Below are 19,176 nucleotides of genomic sequence, written 5' to 3' on the forward strand. Positions count from 1 at the left end.
CCGAGCAGGCGGCCTGTCTCGTCCTTGCGATCGACCACCAGGTCCTGGCTCAGGTCGCCCGCCGCCATGCGGTCGGCAGCCTGCACCGCGCCCGCCAGCGGCCGGGTGATGCTGCGAGTGACCAGCACGCCGACCAGCATGCCAAGCAGGGTCGCCACCACTACCAGGATGATCATCTGGAAGCGCGAGTTCTCGGCGATCTCGGTGATCGAGGCATTGGCTTCACTGGCGCGTTTCTGCTTGGCATCGCTGGCCTCGCCGAGCAGGCGGTCGACTTCGTTGGCGGCTGCGGTATTGCGTGGCATCAGTTCCAGTGCGGCACTCATGTTCTGCAGGTCGCCGGACTGCTGGTGGGTGTTAAGCATCAGGTTGGCTGCAGCGATGTACTCCTGCAGCGGAGCCTCGATGGCCGCGACCTGTGCCCTGCCGTCGGCGGTGACGAAGAACGCCTTGGCGCTGTTCACCAGTTCGCGAGTCTTGTCCATCGCGGTACGGGCCATGCGGGCAGACTCGTCGCGGTCTTCGACGGTGGTCGCCATCAGGCTGCGACGCACTGCGCGGTTGGCCATCAACAGCTGAATATTGGCTTCCTGCAGGGTGCTCAGACCGACCACGTCCATGTCGTACATGCGGTCGGACAGGTCGTTGACCTGCGCGAGGTTGCGAATGCCGAGGAAGCCGATGATGGCGGTCAGCGCGACCACCAGCAGGAAGCCCAGGGTCAGGCGCACGCCTATCTTCATGTTGCTGATCATTTGCATGGTGACTCTCCGGAAAGGCTGGGCATGCTGGGGATGGCGGCGAGGCGGGGTTCGCTCTCGGCACGTTGCTGCAATTGACGGAACAGGCTGGGGATATCGAGGATCAGCGCCACCTGGCCGGAGCCGAGGATGGTCGAACCGCTGATGCCTGACAGGTGCTGGAACATCTGCCCCAGCGGTTTGATCACGGTCTGCAACTCGCCCAGCAACTGCTCGACGATCAGCCCGGCCTGCTGCCGGCCCTGGCTGACCACGACGATGTTGCGCCGGGCGCGGGGATCACCGCGCAAGCCGAAGTGCCGGCCCAGGTCGACGCTGGGCAACGGCTTGCCGCGCAGGTTCAGGTGCCCGCCGGCATCAAGGGCGTCGGCGCGCTCTTCCATGCATTCGGTAACCATGTCCAGCGGAATCACGAAGTGATCGCCGCCGACGCTGACCAGGAAGCCGTCGATGATTGCCAGGGTCAGCGGCAGGCGGATGCGGAAGGTACAGCCTTGGCCCGGCTGCGAGTCGATTTCGATGATCCCGCGCAGCTCGTCGATGGCGCTGCGCACCACGTCCATGCCGACGCCGCGGCCGGACAGGTTGGACACCGCCTCGGCGGTGGAGAAGCCGGCCTCGAAGATCAGCAGGTGGATGTCCTGGTCGCTCAACTGCGCATCGGCGTCGAGCATGCCGCGGGCGATGGCTTTTTCGCGGATGCGCGCGGTATTCAGGCCACGACCGTCGTCGCTGACTTCAAGGACGATCATCCCCGAGTCATGGAAGGCGTTCAGGCGCAGGCTGCCTTGCGCAGGCTTGCCGGCGGCGCGGCGCTCCTCCGCTGGCTCGATGCCGTGGTCAATGGCGTTGCGCACCAGGTGCACCAGCGGGTCGGCGATACGGTCGATGAGGGTCTTGTCCAGCTCGGTGTCGCTGCCAGACAGAGTCAGCTGGATCTGCTTGCCCAGCGCCTGGCTGACATCCCGGACCACGCGGTGGAAACGATTGAAGGTCTCGCCGACTTCCACCATGCGCAGTTTGAGGGCCCGCTCGCGGATCTGCTCGACATGCTGCTGCACCGCCTGGACGCTTTCGATGCACGCTGTCGAGCCGCTGCGCAGCGACTGCATATGGGCCCCGGCGGTGCTGATCACCAACTCGCCGACCAGGTTGATCAGTTCGTCGAGCTTGTGTGCGGCGACCTTGACCATGCTGCTGCCCTGGGTACTGCGCGGCTCGCTGCTGACAGCGGGCGTGACGACCTCAGTGGCTGGCGCCAACGTTTGCGTTTCGCGGCTTTCGGCGACCGGCTGCGGGCCACCCTCCTCCTCCAGCGCTTGCAGACGCAGGGTGCAGAAGTCCTCGGCCAGGGCGAAGACGTCGAGCAGTTCCTCGCGGCTGGCGACGCTACGCAGGGTCAGCTCGTAGCCGAGGTAGCAGGCTTCAGCATCGAGGCCATGGAGGTCAGGTACCGCCCAGGCCAGGGTCTGCAGCGACTCGACATGCCCCAGGCGGTCCAGGTAACGCAGGAAGCTGCTCGGTTCGAAGCCGTTGCGCAGCAGCTCGGCGTCGAAGCGGATCGACAGGAACCATTCGTTGATCTCGCCCGCCGCCTCGGCCACCACCGCGACCGCTTCTCCGCTCTCTGCCACGCTGCCGCCAAGGGCCAGGAGCAGTTCGCTCTGGCGCTGCGTGTGCGGGGCCAGAGTGCCGTGTTGCGGATCGATGCTCTCGACCATGCCGTTGAGTTCGTCCATGCATTGCAGCATCAGCGACACCAGCGCCGAGGTCAGTTGGCGCTGGCCGTCGCGCACGCCCATCAGCTGGTTTTCCAGTTGATGGGCCAGGGCCACCAGCGGGTCCAGGGAGAAGATCCCCGCCGAGCCCTTAAGGGTGTGTACGGCGCGGAACAGTGCGTTGATCGCTTCGGCATCGTCGCTGACCTGTTCCAGGCGCAGCAGGTTGTCCTCGGCTTCCTTGAGCAGGTCGCGGGCCTCTTCCAGGAAGCCCTCCAGCAGTTGCGTCCACTGATCGCTATCGAACATCGCTCATTCCTCGCCGGCGCCCGTGGCGCCGATCGGGTACAGGGATTCGAGGCGCAGCAGTTCCACCAGCGCGCGACCTTGTGTAGACAGGTCGATGACATGCGCGCCCTGCGCCAGGGTCTTTTGCAGCGACAGCAGCAGTTGCACGCCGGCGCTGTCGAGTTCGTCGAGGCCACCGAGGTCCAGGGCCCAAGGTCCCGGGTCCTGCGCCAGCAGAGCGAGCAGGGCCTGGCGGGTGTCGCTGGCTTCGTAGATGGTCAGGTCGCCACGCACGTCCAGGCGCGCGGGCTGCGAATCGCTGGCGGGATGGAGCGTGACGGTGGCCATCAGCCGATCAGCTTTTCGACCGCCGCCAGCAACTGCTGCGGCTGGAAGGGTTTGACGATCCAGGCCTTGGCCCCGGCGGCCTGGCCTTCGGCCTTCTTCGCCTGCTCGCTTTCGGTGGTGAGCATCATGATCGGGGTGAAACGGTACTCGGGCTTGGCCTTGACCGCCTTGACCAGGCCGATGCCATCAAGGTTGGGCATGTTCACGTCGCTGATGATCAGGTTGATCTTCTGCCCGTTGAGCTTGGTCAGCGCATCGCGGCCATCGCAGGCCTCGATGACCTGGTGACCGGTACCGTTGAGGCTGATTTTCACCAATTGGCGCATGGAGGCGGAGTCGTCGACGATCAGGATGGTCTTGGCCATGTCAGGGCACTCGGCAGTTAGAAAAAGGTCACGTCGCTGGCGGTCGCGGCCTGGCTGTGGCCGGCGCGCTCCTCGCTGGTGGTGAAGCGCTCGCGCAGGCGGGCGAGCCAGGCCTGGGCGTCGTGCAGGCGCTGGTCGCGGCGCTCGATGGCTTCCTGAAGTTGCAGAAGGTCGGTCTGCAGGTGATCGAGCATCTGGTCAGCGCGGTCCTGGAACTGCAGGGCGACCATGACGGCGTGGATATCGCCCTGGGTCGAACGAGCGTTGTCCTGGAGGCTGCGCGAAGCGGCGTCGAGCGCGTCGAGGTTGCTGCCAAGGCCACTGATGACTTCGGCGAGCACCTGCTCCAGGCGGGCGAGGTTCTGCTGTTCCTCAGCGCCGAGCTCATTGGCAGCTTCGATGCTGGACTGGATCGCCTGGTTGATCTCGCCGACCTTGCTGTCCATCGACTGGCCGGTTTCCGCCGACAGTCGCGAAAGCTTGCGCACCTCATCGGCGACCACCGCGAAACCACGACCGAACTCACCGGCGCGGGCCGCCTCGATGGCGGCGTTGAGGGCCAGCAGGTTGGTCTGGCTGGCGATTTCCTGAACGTGGCGGGCCATCTGCTGCAGCTCGCCGGTGTAGCCGCCGAGGTGGCCGATGGTGGTGAGGAAGTCTTGCTGGCGACGGCTGCCGGCGGCGAAAGCTTCGGTCACGCCGTGCAGGCGTTGGTTGGCCTGACGCAGGTTTTCGCCAAGACCGCCGCTGGTGAGCACGTCTTCGCTCTGGTCGAGGCTGGCCTGGAGACGCTGGCTGATATCGGTGAAGCGCTCGAGCAGGCCGCCGATGTTGTCAGCGAGCAGGCGGCGGCTTTGTTGCAGGCTGTCGGTCCAGGATGGCACGACCACTGGCAGGAGGCGTTCGAGGGCATGGGACTGGGGTTCGACCGGCAGCGGGTCTTCGGCCTGGACCATGGGAACAGTCTTGCGCGGTCCGAGGAACAGCGCGGCGGCGGCAATCAGTAGTAGCCCGGCGACATTCAACCAGGCGAACCCGGACAGCATCGCGGCGACACACAGAACGATCCCTATCCCGATACCCACGTGCATTCGCATCCCTTACGCCCACCGTCCTTCTCTGAAGGCTTCGCATGGTAGCGATAGTGATTTGACGTCAAAATCGGGACGCCCCTTAAGCCGACCGGGCAGTCACAAAAGTGACCCGGGAAAACAATGCGGGACTGCGCTGACCACCTCGACAGGATTGTCGACTGAAACGCTTTATGCGCCGAGCACTGGTGGATTCCGATGAGGATTAGGAGAAGGCAGGAGGCGTAGGTGTATGGCGTAAGCCAAAGGTGTGATGGCTTTTAGCTTGATAAGCAATTGGTTACAGGGAATGTGGGGACTTCCCCGCATTCCGCCCTCCGGGAAAGCGCAATGCGGGGCGATCGATCAGTCGCGCCAGTGACGCTTGTGCTTGCGGTGGCCATAGTGATGACCACGGTCATGGACATAGCGGCGGTCGTAGCCACGACCGCGATCGCGGTAGCGACGATCATCGTCGTCGGCCTTGTTGCCCATGTAGTTACCCAGCGCACCGCCCGCGCCACCGCCGGCAGCGGCGCCGATCAGGCTGCCGGTGTTGCCGCCCATGCTGCGGCCGACCACGTTGCCGCCCGCTGCGCCCAGGGCGCCACCGATGGCCGCTTCGCCGCGGCTGCGTTTGTCGGCGCCGACGGCACTACCGGCCGCGCCACCGAGGCCCGCACCGATAGCCGAACCGGTGCTGCCACCGATCGACTGGCCGACCACCGAGCCCAATACCCCACCCAATGCGCCGCCAATACCGGCTTCGGTGGTGCCGCCTGCGCTGGCAACGCCACTGAGCAGGCTGAGGGACAACACAAGAATCGAGGAGTACTTCATACGAGAGCCTCAAAGGGATGACGGGGCCGATCCTGCGTCCCGTGCGAGAGGCTGACAATGAAAATCCGACGAGTAGCACGAGTGCGACACATATTTATAAGTTATTGATTTGGCTGTGAAACTTAAGTCGTTTTGGGTGGTCTTAGGCTACTTGGGGAAAGGGCTCTGGCAGTGATGTCAGGGCCTTTTTTGTTGTCTGCGAATTGGCGTTCACACTGGACAAGCGAGTCGAGCTACGGCTGGTTCCTGACGATATCCAATGCCGTACTTCATCTTGAGAACGCCGCGCACCCTGTGGGAGCTGGCTTGCCAGCGATAGCGTCCATCAGGACAACACCTTTGCCAGTGCTGGCCTCATCGCAGGCTTCGCCAGCTCCCACAGGTCCTGTGTCGAGCCTGGATCCTGCGGCTGGCCGGGAACCTTGCTACGGAAGTACCTTGCGCACATCCAACCGCTTGGGCAACAACCGATTCTCGAAGAACAGATCCGCCGTCGCCTGCTGCGCCTCGATCACCGCGTCCGTAATCGGCAGGACCGGTGACGGCGGCCGGTTATCCACATAGCTGGCGACCACCGCTTCCGGCAGCCCCATGGACGCGCTCAGCACCTTCAAACTCTCCGCCCGATCACTGCGAGTCAGCCCTTCCGCCGCCGTCAGCTCATCCAGCAGCCTGTGGATAAACTCGCCATTCTGCGCCGCATAAGCCCTGCGCGCGGTGTAAATCGGACCGGACAACCCCAGCCCCTCGCCGTCCGCCAGCTTGCGGCTGTGCCCCTCGCTCAGCGCCAGCGACACATACGGATCCCACACTGCCCAGGCATCCACGCTGCCATGCTCGAACGCCGCCCGCGCATCCGCGGGACTGAGGTAAACCGGCTGGATATCCTTGAACCCCAACCCCGCCTTGTTCAGCGCCCGCAGCACCAGGTTGTGCGAGCTGGAGCCCTTCTGCAGCGCCACCTTGCGGCCCTTGAGGTCCGCTACCTGACGCAGCGCGCTGTCGTCCTTTACCAGGATCACCTCGGCCGACGGCTTGGCCGGTTCGGCGCCGATATACACCAGGTCCGCGCCCGCCGCCTGGGCGAACAGCGGCGGGATGTCACCGGTAGAGCCGATATCGAGGCTGCCGATATTCAGGGCCTCCAGCATCTGCGGGCCCGCCGGGAATTCGATCCACTGCACCGTGGTCTGGCTGAAGCGTTTTTCCAGCAAGCCATGCTCCTTGGCCAGCACCAGGGCGATGGAGCCCTTCTGGTAGCCGATGCGCAGGGCCTGCGGATCGGCCACCGCCACGGTCGCCAGCCCCAGCAAGGCCAGGCCTGCGCTCAATAGTGCGATTGCCTTCATCGGTCACTCCGCCAGCGAGGGCTTTTCCCAGAGGTTGATACCGCCCTCGACCGCATGCCGGTCGATCAGCGCCAGCTCCTCGGCACTGAACACGAGGTTATCCAGCGCAGCGACGTTCTCGACGATCTGTTCCGGGCGGCTAGCGCCGATCAATGCCGAGGTCACCCGCGCATCCCGTAGCGTCCAGGCCAGCGCCAGTTGCGCCAGGCTCTGGCCTCGGGCGCGGGCGATCTCGTTGAGCGCGCGGACATGGGCCAGGTTGGCCTCGGACAGGTGCGATGGCAGCAGCGAACCGCCGCCCGGTTTGTTGACCCGGGCATCCTGCGGGACACCGTTCAGGTATTTGTCGGTCAACAATCCCTGGGCCAACGGCGTGAACGCTATCACCCCCGCACCCAGCTCATCGGTCACCTCCAGCAGATCCTTCTCCACCCAGCGATTGAGCAGGTTGTATGCTGGCTGGTGAATCAGCAGCGGCACCTTCCACTCCTGCAGCAGGCGGGCGATCTCCCGGGTCTTGCTGCCGGAATAGGACGAAATGCCGACATACAGCGCCTTGCCCTGCTGCACCGCCGTGGCCAGCGCGCCCGCGGTCTCCTCCAGCGGCGTGTCGGGGTCGAAGCGGTGTGAATAAAAGATATCCACATAGTCCAACCCCAGCCGCGCCAGGCTCTGGTCGAGGCTGGCGAGGATGTACTTGCGCGAGCCTCCGCCCTGTCCGTACGGCCCCGGCCACATGTCCCAGCCGGCCTTGCTGGAGATGATCAGCTCGTCCCGATAGCCCTTGAAGTCCTCGCGCAGCAGGCGCCCGAAGTTGGTCTCGGCACTGCCGTAGGGCGGGCCATAGTTGTTGGCCAGGTCAAAGTGATTGATGCCCAGGTCGAAGGCAGTGCGCAGCAGCGCACGCTGGCTATCCAGCGGCGTGCTGTCGCCGAAGTTGTGCCACAGGCCCAGGGACAGGGCTGGCAGCACCAGCCCGCTGCGGCCGACCCGGCGGTAGGGCATGGTGGTGTAGCGGGTTTGCGCGGCGACGTAGGTCATGGGGTTTTCCTCAGGAGAAATAGGGGTTGTTCGGTCGGCTCAGGCCCAGGTGCTCGCGCAACGTGCGGCCTTCATAGCGACTGCGGAACAGACCGCGCCGCTGCAGCTCCGGCACGACGTGTTGTGCGACATCTTCGAGGCCGCCCGGCAGGTGCGGCACCAGTACGTTGAAGCCGTCAGCCGCCTCGTTTTCGAACCATTCCTGCAACTGGTCAGCGATCTGCTGCGGCGTGCCGATCAGGCTGTGATGGCCGCGTCCGCCGGCGATGCGCCGACCGAGTTGGGACAGATTGAGGTTTTCCCGCTCGGCCAGTTCGCTGAGCAGTTGCTGACGGCTGCGCTGGCCGCTGTCGGTCAGTGGCAGTGCTGGCAAGGGTCCGTCCTGTGGATAACCCGACAGATCGAAGTTGCCGAGCATCCGCCCGAGCAGGGCGATCCCCACCTCCGGCTCCACCAGTTCCTGAAACACCGCGAACTTATCCTCGGCTTCAGCCTGGCTCTCTCCGGTGACCACGAATACCCCCGGCATGATCTTCAGTGAATCGCGATCACGCCCGTGGGCCGCCAGCCGCCCCTTGAGGTCGGCATAGAACGCCTGGGCCGATGCCAGCGAGGTCTGCGCCGTGAACACCACATCGGCGGTGCGCGCCGCCAGGTCGAGCCCGGCCGGCGACGAACCGGCCTGGACCACCACCGGGCGGCCTTGCGGGGTGCGGGCTACATTCAAAGGACCGCGCACTTTGAAGTGTTCGCCGTCATGATCGAGCAATCGTACTGACTCAGGCTTGTAGTACGTACCGGATTTCTTGTCTCGAATGAAGGCATCGTCGGCCCAGCTGTCCCACAGGCCGACCACCACCTGATGAAACTCGCGAGCGCGAACATACCGTTCTGCGTGGCTTACGTGGGCTTCGAGACCGAAATTCAGCGCTTCGGCGGCTGCATCGGACGTTACCAGATTCCATCCTGCCCGCCCTCCCGACAGATGATCCAGCGAAGCGAATTTGCGTGCCACATGGTATGGCTCGTTGTACGTTGTAGTAGCTGTGGCCACCAAACCGATGCGCTCCGTGACGGTGCTGAGCGCCGAAAGCAGGGTGAGGGGCTCGAAATGGTCGGAACGGGCCATCCTGCTGGCAATCTGCCCTTCCGCTGCGGCCACGCTGTCGGCGACGAACAAAGCGTCGAAACAAGCGTCCTCGGCAATTCGTGCGAGCTGTTTGTAGTGCTGGATATCCAGTCCGGCATTGGCCGGAACATCGGGGTGACGCCAGGCCGCAACGTGATGACCAGTGGCCATCAGAAAGGCGCCGAGGCTCATTTGCCGTGGGGTTTTGCTCATGTCAGAAGTCCTTGCGCAGCTGGATGCCGAAGTAACGTTCGTCATCGCGCGGAACGGCGCGGTAGACGTAGTTGCCGCCGGTGGCCAGCAGGGGTGAGTAGGATTTGTCCGCAAGGTTTTTGGCCAGCAACGCCACGCGCCAGCCTTCGTTGTAGTCGGCCAGGGCGACGCTGGCATTCCATATGCCGTAGGCGCCCTGGATCGTGTCGACGTTCTGGGAAATGTCGTACTGCACTTTGCTCTGCCAGCTGAAGTCCGTGCCCAGTTCGATATCCAGGCCGTTGTCCAGCGGGATGCTGTAGTCGGCGCGCACGTAGCTCTTCCAGTCCGGGCTGTACGGCAACGGCTTGCCGTTGACGTTGCACGACGCCGCGGCCCCCGCCGGGCAGGCGAATTCGTCGATGCGCGCCTTGGTGTAGGCCACTGCACCGGAGAGTTTCAGCTGCGATGTCGCCTGCAGGGCGAAGTCCAGCTCGACACCTTCGCTCTTCACCGAGCCGGCGTTGATCAGGCGGGTCACCACCTGGCCGGCGACGCTGTCGAAGAAGTTGGCCTGGTAGTTGTCGTACTCGGTATGGAACACCGCGAGGTTGCTGGTCAGGCGGTTGTTCCACAGGCTGGCCTTGAGCCCGGCTTCCCAGCTGTTGGAGGTTTCCGGCTTGAGCGCGTCGGTGTCCCGCGGCTGCATGTTGAAGAACACGTTGTAGGCCGGGCCCTTGTAGCCGCGGGAGTAGGTCAGGTAGCTGGTGATGTCGTCGGTCAGGTCGTACTGCAAGCCGAGGCGCCCGGACCAGCCGTCCTCATCCACCGAACCCGAACTGCTGGTGCCCGGCTGGATGCCGTTGACCGCCACCGCCGAGGTAGAGACACGGCGGTGGTCGTATTCGAGGTCGTCGTGAGTCCAGCGCAGGCCGGCGATACCGCGGAAACGCTCGGTGAAGTTGAGGGTGCTTTCGCCGAACACCGCGTAGCTGTCGTTGGTGGTGCTGTAGTCGGCGATGCCCTGCTGGGTGACGGTGGTGGTGCGCAGGGTGCGACGGTAGGTTTCTTCGTCCTTGCCGTGCATGTAGAACAGGCCGCCGACGTATTCGATGAACTGCCCCTTCGGCGAGGCCAGGCGCAGCTCCTGAGAGTACTGGTTGTATTCCAGCTCGCCCTTGTCCTCGATGCCGGGGAAGGCGGCGCTGATGGTCGCCAGGCGGTCGCCGTCCTGCCACTGGGTGTTATCCCAGCCGCGCCAGGCGGTGATCGAGGTCAGAGTGTAGTCCCCGAAGCTCCAGTCGAGAGTGGCCGAAAGGCCCTTGTTGGTGTCGTCGACATGGCTGCGGTAGTCGCTGACCACATCGCGGTTGTCGCTGTCGGCGCGCACCGGCGCCAGGGCATTGGAGAACGCCGGCAGCAGGGACTTGCTGACCACGCCGTTGGGCGCGTCGTCGCGGGATTTCAGGTAGTCGGCGGCGAGGGTCAGGCTGAGGTCGTCGCTGGGCGTGAATACCAGCTTGCCGCGCACACCCTTGCGGTTGTAGCCGTTGACTTCCTGGCCGTTGGCCTTGTTGTCGACGTTGCCGTCGTAGCTGCCGAACAGCGTGGTGATCGAGCCCTTCAAGGTGTCCGGAATCAGGCTACCGCCAATGCCGAAACGGGTGCGGCTTTCGTTGCCGCTGTAGTACGACTGCTCGACGAAGCCGTGGGTCTCTTCCGTCGGTGTGCGGGTGGTGATGTTCAGCACCCCGGCCGAGGCGTTCTTGCCGAACAGCGTGCCCTGCGGGCCGCGCAGCACTTCCAGGCGCTCGATATCCAGCAGGTCGAGGGTCGATTGGCCCGGACGGCCAAGGACCACACCGTCGATCACCGTGGCCACGGTCGGCTCGACCCCCGGCGAGGTGGAGATGGTGCCTACACCGCGGATGAACAGCGAGGTGTCCTTGTTCGATGCTCCGGTACGGAAATTCAGGCTCGGCACCTGCTGCACGATACTCGCCACGCTGTTGCGGTTTTCCCGCTCCAGTTGCTCGCCGTCCACCACCGACACCGCTACCGGTACCTGTTGCAGCGAGGCTTCGCGGCGGGTGGCGGTGACCGTGACGGCTTTCAGCACAGGGCTGTCGTCCTGCACGGCGGGTGCCGCGTCGGCGGCCATGGCCGGGGCCAGTGGCAAGGCGCTCAAGGCGAGCACGCCGAGGCTCAGGCGTTGACGACGGATGGCCTGGGCCAAGGGAGAAATTGCGGTCTGGAACATGGTTGCGCTACTCGATGAATGCCCTGTCCACCGCAGTCACGGACCGCGGCGCCTGATGAAACGTCAGCGCGGGGTTCTTGGGGCATTCGCTCGTGCGAGTAGCAGACAAACCACTTTGTTAGCGCTAACATCGCCAGTATCAGCGGCGCTCGAATAGATCGTCCAATAATGAAAAATTACTTTTATATGCCTTTCAGTTTGTAAGGACGTGCCCCGTGACCGATGAGAAAAGCCCCACCCGCAAACGCCGCGGCGCCGGTCGCGTGACCCTGCAGGCGGTGGCGCGGGCGGCCGGGGTGTCGGCCATCACCGTGTCGCGCTACTTCAACCAGCCGGAGCAGGTTTCGCCGGAGCGACGCGAGCGGATCGCCGAGGCGGTCGCCGAGCTGGGCTATGTGCCGAACCTGGTGGCGGGCGGACTGGCGTCGGCGCGAGGGCGGATCGTCGGCATGGTGATCCCCAACATCTCCGGGCCGATCTTTGCCGACACCATCCAGGGTTTCAGTGACACCCTCAGCCGGCATGGCTACCAGTTGCTGCTGGCGTCCAGCTACTTCTCTGCGGAGCAGGAAGAGAACGCGGTACGCGCCTTTCTCGGCTGGTCGCCGGCGGCGTTGGTGCTGACCAGTCACTTCCACAGTGCGGCCACGGAAAAGATGCTCGCCGAGGCGGATATCCCGCTGGTGGAAACCTGGGACTACCGACCCGAGCGGGCGCCGGTACAGATCGGGTTTTCCCATCATGAGGTAGGGGTGGTGGCGACGCGGTATCTGCACGGCAAGGGTTACCGGCGGATCGCCTTCGTGCAGAACAGTGCGGCGGGGGATTTCAGTGCGCTGGAGCGGCGGGATGGGTATGTCGAGGCGCTGACGGCCCTGGGAGGCGAGCCGCAGGTGTTTGCGCCCGAGACGGACCTGGCGCCGTTCGAGGCCGGGAAGCAGGCGATGCTGGCGCTGATGGAATCGGCGCAGCGGCCGGAGGCGATCATCTTTGCCAATGACAATCTGGCGGCGGGGGCCTTGCTGGCCGGGCAGCGGGCGGGGTTCAGGATTCCCGAGGATTGTGCGGTGATGGGGTTTGGGGATTATCCGTTCGCCGGGATGCTGATGCCGGGGCTGACTACGGTGAAGCCACCGGCGTTGCAGATGGGGGTGATGGCGGCTGAGCGGGTGTTGCAGCAGTTGGGGGTGATCGAGGGGGAGGCGGTGCAGTTGAATCTGTTGGGGTGCGAGGTGATTGGGCGGGAGAGCGCTTGAGTAGCACTACCAATCGTTCTTGCGTTTGGACAAGGTCGCAAATCCCAGCGCAACCCCGTGAATTGCTGCTGCGACAACAGCCACCCATTGGACAATCTGGTACCCGTCGCGCCACCTGTCCATACACCCCCAGAGCACCAGGCAACCTGTTTCAGCTGCGCTCGTATATATGCAGAGGAATGCCATATTTACAAAAATGGCTAGAACGTACTTCCATGTAGCGTAGCGAAAATGCTCATAGAATCTTTTTAGCCAGTGAGCCAGTATCAGGCTGAAAAGGACAAGTAGCAAAAATGGAAGGGACGTCATCGTGTGGCCTTCAATGCATCAACACCTGCGACAAGGTGAAGAAATGTTGGAAATAATGCCATCATTGTTTCTCCTGCGGTGACCTCTCCAGCGCAGGGGCCAGTTCTCCCACAATTAATTTCATAAACAACACCATAGAAATATGAAGCCACCATATTCACAATGAAGAAGAGAAAATACCGCCCATTACCCCTCCATTCGACTAGATAGTAATCCCGCAGCATTCTGAGACATGCCAAGCTTAAGAAGCTTAAAACGGCCAGATCCAGATAAATCATTCAATACCCCTATAAAAAATCAACCAACCCCCGCACCAACCCCAGATATCCAGCGACGCACCTGTAAAACCCTCTAACTAATCACCCGACAGAAAGCCACTAATCCAAGCACGATTTAATTTATATATATCATCTCCCCAAGAGCCATGTAGGCATGGCCTATGACAACGATTTCAAGTGAGCTAAAGTATTTTCCTTCTTATCCTAAACAGCCGCCACGGCTCCCATTGAGTAGGAATGGCAAAGCAGTGAAGGAAAATGGCTGCGGTCGCTACTACTTCCAATATCAAGCTACTTTCAATCAGCCCCGGAAAGCATTTAAAAAATAGCACGCAGTCAGCCTGGGTCAGTTCTATGTAAAAGAAACTACAGAACGCATTGAGCAGCACAAGAAAAATCGCGATGTATTTATTGTAGTTTCTTCCTGAAAATCTAAATTTAAGAACATAGGCTAAAACCAAACCTAAGATCGCGCTAAATACAAGCGCATGAGCAATCACTTCTCAGCGCCCTACGGATTTATCTAGAAGAATCAAAATATCCGCCTGTCATTACGAAAATCAAAGACCGGTGATCAGTTTGATTTTTTCTTACGAAAAACCCAGCGCTTAACCTCCGAGTCCACTGGAAAAGCGTAAGCATGTAGAAATAGACAGACCAGGGCCGTCCAAAAAACAGCTGGATTCTCATTGATGAACTCCGGAAAGCATCCTAAAAACGAAATACATGCTTCTCGTGCGAGCTTCAGGTAAAAAAAACAAAAGATCCAATTAAAAGCGAGGCAGCCGGCAGAGTGGCTCACCTTGAGATTTTCACCGGAAACACAACCTCTCAAAAAATACGCCACCGACACACTGGATATTGCCACCAGAAAAAAAAGGAAAGCCATCAATTCTCTGCATCCTTATTCACAACCTCATACAGTTTTTCCATCGTAAAACCTGTTGCGGCCCCATCCAGAACAACAGCAACTTTACCCATCTTCCTGTAAGCACTCTGCATATCAGACTTTATATATCTAAACAATTTCCAAGCGCCTCTCTTCGGCACAGGCCTCAATAACGATACCGCAGAGAAAGATATATCTACAGAACCATAGGCAATATCACCTTTAACCGGATCCTCGCCCATCCACCGGGCACCACGCCGGTATGCCCACCTCACTGGGCCAGTAGCGTCAGACCGCCCTGTCCAGAGGTTATGACTGTTTTCGTAAAAATTATTAATGCCATGGGTAATCATAGGAAGTCCGATAATACAGCCTACCCGTGATCGGCATAGATCCGCGCCATCAAAGATCTGATACAAAGCTGCTCTAAGACCAATAACACCAACACCGGTATCAAAGTGTGGGTTCAGCTCATCCTGCCACGTCTTAATCTGTTTTAATCCATCTTCCGTCGAGGCTTTCGCACTTCTCACATCTTCCAGAACCTGCCGTACGTAATACGCCATATCCCGATTGAACCGCCCCCGCAGCGCACCATCCTTGATATATCGTGAACTGACCATGCAGGCATACTGCGTCAGGTTGACGGCACTTTGATGCAGTTCCCAGGACTCTTGCTGCAACCTGTATGGCGATGGGCGCTTGGTCATTCTTCTGGTCCCCAGAAGGCATGACCATCGGTGCTGGCGACACGGTGAACCCAAGTAATGCTGTGGTAACGCAACATGATCTCCTCGGTTGCTGGAGCATCGTTAAACATCAGTACATTGGGTATATCGAGGTTAATACCGATGATCCGTGCCCCCAGAAGTTTCACGGTGTAGTACCTCTGCTGTCCCCCATTGGCGGTCCGGTAGAGATCGATCTCGCACGACAGCTCTTCCCGGTTGGCCATCGCTTGCGCCAGCAGCGGAGAGGATTTGTCCAAGTGCTTATAGATAAGAAGAGGGTTGTGAACGGTGTGAGAGACGTTGCTGACGCTCGTCATCGCATGATTCAGCGCAAGCACGAGAATCTGGTCGGCATGCCCGATCTGGCATCTGTTGCCAATCGAGTCCGAGGTAGAACATCCGGCAGAAATCAGCCCGCTCTTGTCGCCGGTAATGCGCATGTAGCTGTGATTGGCCATGATCGAACTCCTGTGTAGGTTGGAGTTCGCAGCCTAGAGCGGTGAGACGGCAGCGTCTGTGAGACGTTTCCGAAAGAATGTGCGGATTTTCGGAAAGGTGGCGGGAGGACTCCGATTTCGGGAAAACGCATATCCCTGTAGGAGCTGGCTTGCCATTGGGCCCGACCTGACAACATCTTTGTCATTGCCGGCCCTATCGCTGCTTGGGTATCTACACATCTTTTCGGAACAGTGGTGGCTGCCATGTGTATGTCAGGAGATCGCATCATGGCCACCAGGCGCATGCCGGTAGATCTTCAGCGCCCTCAAGATCGAGCGCCGCCCGCGCGGCGCATCGCCGGCAACGCCGGCTCCCACATTTATTGCAACGTACCTATGTCTGTAAGGCCATAGTTGACCGCCTTGTTTGTCCGACTCGATATCCCGCCAAGCCCAACAGCCTCCCCGCGATATATCGCCGAACACCCAAAGGCTGGCAACGGAGATCTCACAGGCCATGGCGCGTTGCAACAAATGTGGGAGCTGGCTTGCCAGCGATGCGCCGCGCGGGCGGCGCTCGATCTCAAGGGCGCTGGAAAAGTCGTGGCGAGCACCTCTCAGCCCTCATGCAATCTACTGACGGGCCTTCTCACCTCAAAAGATGTGCAGATACCCATGCCTATCGCTGGCAAGCCACAGCGACCACCCCGCTAGCGCACCAAATGCAGATACTGCAAATGCCGCTCATACTGGTCGAGGATGTCGTTGATGATCTGCTCCTTGCTGTAGCCCATCAGGTCGTAATCCTGGCTACCCTCGGCCAGATGCACCTCGGCGCGGTAGTAACGCCGGTTCTTCAGCTCCTGCGTCCCCAGCCCGGCCAGGGCGAACGATGGCGTAAAGTACCCGCGCATCTGCACCTGATAGAGGAACGGCTGCTCCTCGCCATGCCCGATCTTCAGACTGACATTGTCATGGCTCGGGTCTTCCTGGGTAATGACACTCAGCCCCTTCTCCGCATACACCTCGGTGACCTCGGCAATCGCCGGCCGCACCACGTCGTCCATGAAGCGATACACCTCGTCCCGTGACGGGAAGTGCACCGCCTGGCTCAGACGCTGGCGCCAGCCGCCCTTGCCGCGGCGCGAGCTGGCGAACGGTGCCAGCGAGTGCATCTGCGCGATCTGCCGCTGCGACTCCAGGTAGAACGCCTTGTGCAGCCCCCACATCATCGCCAGCAGGATCACCGAGAACGGCAGCGACGTCAGCACCACCGCCGACTTCAGCGAGTCGATACTGCCGGCGAACAGCAGTCCGCTGGTCACCAGCGCCGTCATCACGCCCCAGAACACCCGCAGCCAGTTCGGCCCGTCTTCGTCAGTGCCGCCGCCCTTGGCCGACAGGGTCGAGAGCACCACGGTGCCGGAGTCGGCCGAGGTGACGAAGAACACGAAGCTGATGAACACGGTGATGGCGATCACCGTCTTGCTCCACGGATAGGTTTCCAGCAGCAGGTACAGGGTCATCGACGGGTTCTGCACGGCGGTGTCGGCCAGCGCGGTCATGCCGTGGTCGAGCACCTGGGTCAGGGCGCTGTTGCCGAAGATCGACATCCACGCCAGGGTAAAGCCCAGCGGGATCAGCAGCACGCCGAAGACGAATTCGCGAATGGTCCGGCCACGGGAAATCCGCGCGATGAACAGCCCCACGAACGGCGCCCAGGCGATCCACCAGGCCCAGTAGAACACCGTCCAGTTGCCCAGCCAGTCGTTGGCGCCGTCATAGGCATACACGTCGAAACTCTTGCGCGGCAGCACGGCAAGGTAGTCGCCGAGGTTCTGGATCAGGGTGTTGAACAGGTGCTGCGTAGGGCCGGCGAACAGCACGAACAGCAGCAGCGCGCAGGCGAGGAACAGGTTGATGTCGGACATCACCCGCACGCCCTTCTCCACCCCGGCCACCGCCACCATCACCGCCGCGCCCATCATCAGGACGATCAGCGCCACCTGCACCCATTGGGTGTGGGCCACGCCGAACAGGTAGTCGAGGCCGGAATTGAGGTGCAGCACGCCGAAGCCCATGTCGGCACCCAGGCCGAACACCGTGGCGATGATGCCGAAGCCGTCCACCGCATAGCCGATCGGCCCGTTGATGCGCTTGCCAATCAGCGGGTACAGCGCCGAACGCAGGGCCAGCGGCAGATTGTGGCGGTAGGCGAAGTAGGCCAGGGCCATGCCGACGAAGGCGAACACGCCCCAGCCGTGCAGGCCCCAGTGCAGGAACAGCACCTGCATCGCCTGACGCCCCGCCTCCACCGTACCGGCTTCGCCCTGGGGTGGCTGCAACAGGTGGGTCAGGGGTTCGGAGACGCAGAAGAAGAACAGGGTGATGCTGATCCCGGCGGCGAACAGCATGCCGGCCCAGGACAGGTAGCTGAATTCGGGCTCGTCATGGTCGGCACCGAGCTTGATCTTGCCGTAGCCGGACAGCGCGGTGACCACCACGAACACCAGGTACAGGGTCATGGCCAGCATGTAGTACCAACCGACGGTGTGTGCCGCCCAGTTCTGCGCGGCCAGCAGCCATTCGCCAGCGGCCTGGGGGTTGGCGATGACGATCAGGGCGAACAGCAGGATGAAACTGGCGGCGAAGTAGAACACCGGGGGATTCATGCGGATCTTTGACGGGGCATTCATCGACGAAGCACCCCGCAAGACGGGAAAAAGGCGAGGTTGAACGGGTTCAGCAAAGGCAGATCCTCCTGTTGAACACCGGCAGCGGACCAGCGTTTTAATTTGAACACGTGTTCAAGTTAAACATGGAACGGGGGTGGGAGGCGACCTATAGCTGACCATTGGAGTGGGAAATTGCTGATGTTGCACCGCAAATCTGTGGGAGCGGGTTCACCCGCGATTGCGGTAGTGAATCCACCATCGCCATCGCGGGTGAACCCGCTCCCACAGAGATCGGCGTTTACTTCTGCGCGCCTTCGTCCGACTGCAGATTGGCCTGGGTGATATTGCTCTGCGCCGGCACATTGCGCGTCAGCCACACGTTACCGCCGATGGTCGAACCCTTGCCGATGGTGATCCGTCCGAGAATGGTCGCCCCGGCGTAGATCACCACGTCGTCCTCGACGATCGGGTGGCGCGGATGGCCTTTCTGCAGCTTGCCGCACTCGTCCTCGGGGAAGCGCTTGGCACCCAGGGTAACGTGCTGGTAGATGCGCACCCGCTCGCCGATGATCGCGGTCTCGCCGATCACCACGCCGGTGCCGTGGTCGATGAAGAAGCTCGGGCCGATCTGCGCGCCCGGGTGGATGTCGATGCCGGTGATGGAGTGCGCCAGCTCCGAACTGATCCGCGCCAGCAGCGGCAGACCGGCGCGGTACAGGTGGTGGGCCAGGCGGTGGTGAATGATCGCCAGCACGCCCGGGTAGCACAGCAGCACTTCGTCGACGCTGCGCGCGGCCGGGTCGCCGTTGAAGGCGGCCAGCACGTCGGTGTCGAGCAGCACGCGCATGGCCGGCAGGGCTGCGGCAAACTCCTGGATCAGACGCAGCGCGGTGGCATCCACGGTGCTGGCGTCCTGATTGTCGTGCCGCGCGGCATAACGCAGTTCCAGACGCGCCTGGGCGAGCAGCGCGGTCAGCGCCGAGTCGAGGGTATGGCCGACATAGAAGTCCTCGCTTTCCTCACGCAGGTCGACCGGCCCCAGGCGCATCGGGAACAACGCGCCACACAGCTGTTCGAGGATGTGCCTGATGGCTTCACGCGATGGCAGTTCGCGTCCGCCCTGCTCGCCGCTGCTGCGGCCATTGCGGGTGCGCCACTGGTCGCGGGCCGCGCGAAGCTGGCCGACGATGGAGTGAAGTTGCCAATGCCCGGTTTGCGCGTTGTCGCTCACGGTTGTTTC

General features: G+C 61.9%; 15 protein-coding genes and 1 pseudogene. 1 reads left to right on the plus strand and 15 read right to left on the minus strand.

The genetic code is table 11. From position 1 onward, the window contains the following. Positions 1–29: 29 nt before the first annotated feature. From AC5QPF_RS30950 to AC5QPF_RS30995, 10 genes and pseudogenes are all read right to left on the minus strand, one after another. A pseudogene (locus AC5QPF_RS30950) lies at positions 30–761 on the minus strand (MCP four helix bundle domain-containing protein); the annotation flags it as partial. Further along, complete coding sequence (locus tag AC5QPF_RS30955; protein WP_494961361.1) at positions 752–2,788, minus strand: chemotaxis protein CheW; 2,037 nt, start codon at positions 2,786–2,788, stop codon at positions 752–754. The pseudogene AC5QPF_RS30950 and the gene AC5QPF_RS30955, both read right to left, overlap by 10 nt. Positions 2,789–2,791: 3 nt before the next feature. Further along, complete coding sequence (locus tag AC5QPF_RS30960; RefSeq protein WP_494961362.1) at positions 2,792–3,115, minus strand: STAS domain-containing protein; 324 nt, start codon at positions 3,113–3,115, stop codon at positions 2,792–2,794. Next, positions 3,115–3,480 (minus strand): response regulator, encoded by a 366-nt coding sequence (locus tag AC5QPF_RS30965; protein WP_494961363.1) that lies wholly within the window; start codon positions 3,478–3,480, stop codon positions 3,115–3,117. The genes AC5QPF_RS30960 and AC5QPF_RS30965 overlap by 1 nt, the downstream gene beginning before the upstream one ends. Before the next feature lie 17 nt (positions 3,481–3,497). Next, on the minus strand, positions 3,498–4,577 hold the full coding sequence (locus AC5QPF_RS30970; protein ID WP_494961364.1) for a methyl-accepting chemotaxis protein: 1,080 nt from the start codon (positions 4,575–4,577) through the stop codon (positions 3,498–3,500). Between the two features lie 339 nt (positions 4,578–4,916). After that, positions 4,917–5,390, minus strand: a complete 474-nt coding sequence (locus AC5QPF_RS30975; protein WP_494961365.1) for a YMGG-like glycine zipper-containing protein — start codon at positions 5,388–5,390, stop codon at positions 4,917–4,919. Positions 5,391–5,815: 425 nt separating this feature from the next. After that, on the minus strand, positions 5,816–6,739 hold the full coding sequence (locus AC5QPF_RS30980) for an aliphatic sulfonate ABC transporter substrate-binding protein (protein ID WP_494961366.1): 924 nt from the start codon (positions 6,737–6,739) through the stop codon (positions 5,816–5,818). A gap of 3 nt (positions 6,740–6,742) precedes the next feature. Continuing rightward, complete coding sequence (gene mgrA, locus AC5QPF_RS30985; protein ID WP_494961367.1) at positions 6,743–7,780, minus strand: L-glyceraldehyde 3-phosphate reductase; 1,038 nt, start codon at positions 7,778–7,780, stop codon at positions 6,743–6,745. A 10-nt stretch (positions 7,781–7,790) separates the two neighbouring features. Beyond that, positions 7,791–9,122, minus strand: a complete 1,332-nt coding sequence (locus AC5QPF_RS30990; protein ID WP_494961368.1) for an NtaA/DmoA family FMN-dependent monooxygenase — start codon at positions 9,120–9,122, stop codon at positions 7,791–7,793. A 1-nt stretch (position 9,123) separates the two neighbouring features. Continuing rightward, positions 9,124–11,262, minus strand: a complete 2,139-nt coding sequence (locus tag AC5QPF_RS30995) for a TonB-dependent receptor domain-containing protein (RefSeq protein ID WP_494964280.1) — start codon at positions 11,260–11,262, stop codon at positions 9,124–9,126. A 314-nt stretch (positions 11,263–11,576) separates the two neighbouring features. On the opposite strand from AC5QPF_RS30995, the gene AC5QPF_RS31000 reads away from it, so the two are divergent. After that, positions 11,577–12,617 (plus strand): substrate-binding domain-containing protein, encoded by a 1,041-nt coding sequence (locus AC5QPF_RS31000; protein WP_494961369.1) that lies wholly within the window; start codon positions 11,577–11,579, stop codon positions 12,615–12,617. 305 nt (positions 12,618–12,922) lie between these two features. Here AC5QPF_RS31000 and AC5QPF_RS31005 read toward each other — a convergent pair whose 3' ends face one another. The 5 genes from AC5QPF_RS31005 to epsC form a co-directional block, all read right to left on the minus strand. Continuing rightward, complete coding sequence (locus AC5QPF_RS31005) at positions 12,923–13,204, minus strand: hypothetical protein (RefSeq protein ID WP_494961370.1); 282 nt, start codon at positions 13,202–13,204, stop codon at positions 12,923–12,925. 888 nt (positions 13,205–14,092) lie between these two features. Beyond that, positions 14,093–14,803 carry a DUF4225 domain-containing protein gene (locus tag AC5QPF_RS31010; protein WP_494961371.1) on the minus strand — a complete coding sequence of 237 codons (711 nt, stop codon included), beginning with the start codon at positions 14,801–14,803 and terminating at the stop codon, positions 14,093–14,095. Further along, a complete protein-coding gene (locus tag AC5QPF_RS31015; RefSeq protein WP_494961372.1) occupies positions 14,800–15,282 on the minus strand; it encodes a type VI secretion system tube protein TssD in 483 nt (160 codons plus the stop codon). The genes AC5QPF_RS31010 and AC5QPF_RS31015 overlap by 4 nt, the downstream gene beginning before the upstream one ends. A 689-nt stretch (positions 15,283–15,971) precedes the next feature. Then, positions 15,972–17,933, minus strand: a complete 1,962-nt coding sequence (gene betT, locus AC5QPF_RS31020) for a choline transporter BetT (protein WP_494964281.1) — start codon at positions 17,931–17,933, stop codon at positions 15,972–15,974. Between the two features lie 301 nt (positions 17,934–18,234). Continuing rightward, entirely contained in the window at positions 18,235–19,167 is a 933-nt protein-coding gene (epsC, locus tag AC5QPF_RS31025) for a serine O-acetyltransferase EpsC (RefSeq protein ID WP_494961373.1), read from the minus strand. Positions 19,168–19,176 lie beyond the last annotated feature (9 nt).

It is taken from the genome of Pseudomonas sp. Con_6 (assembly GCF_059379395.1).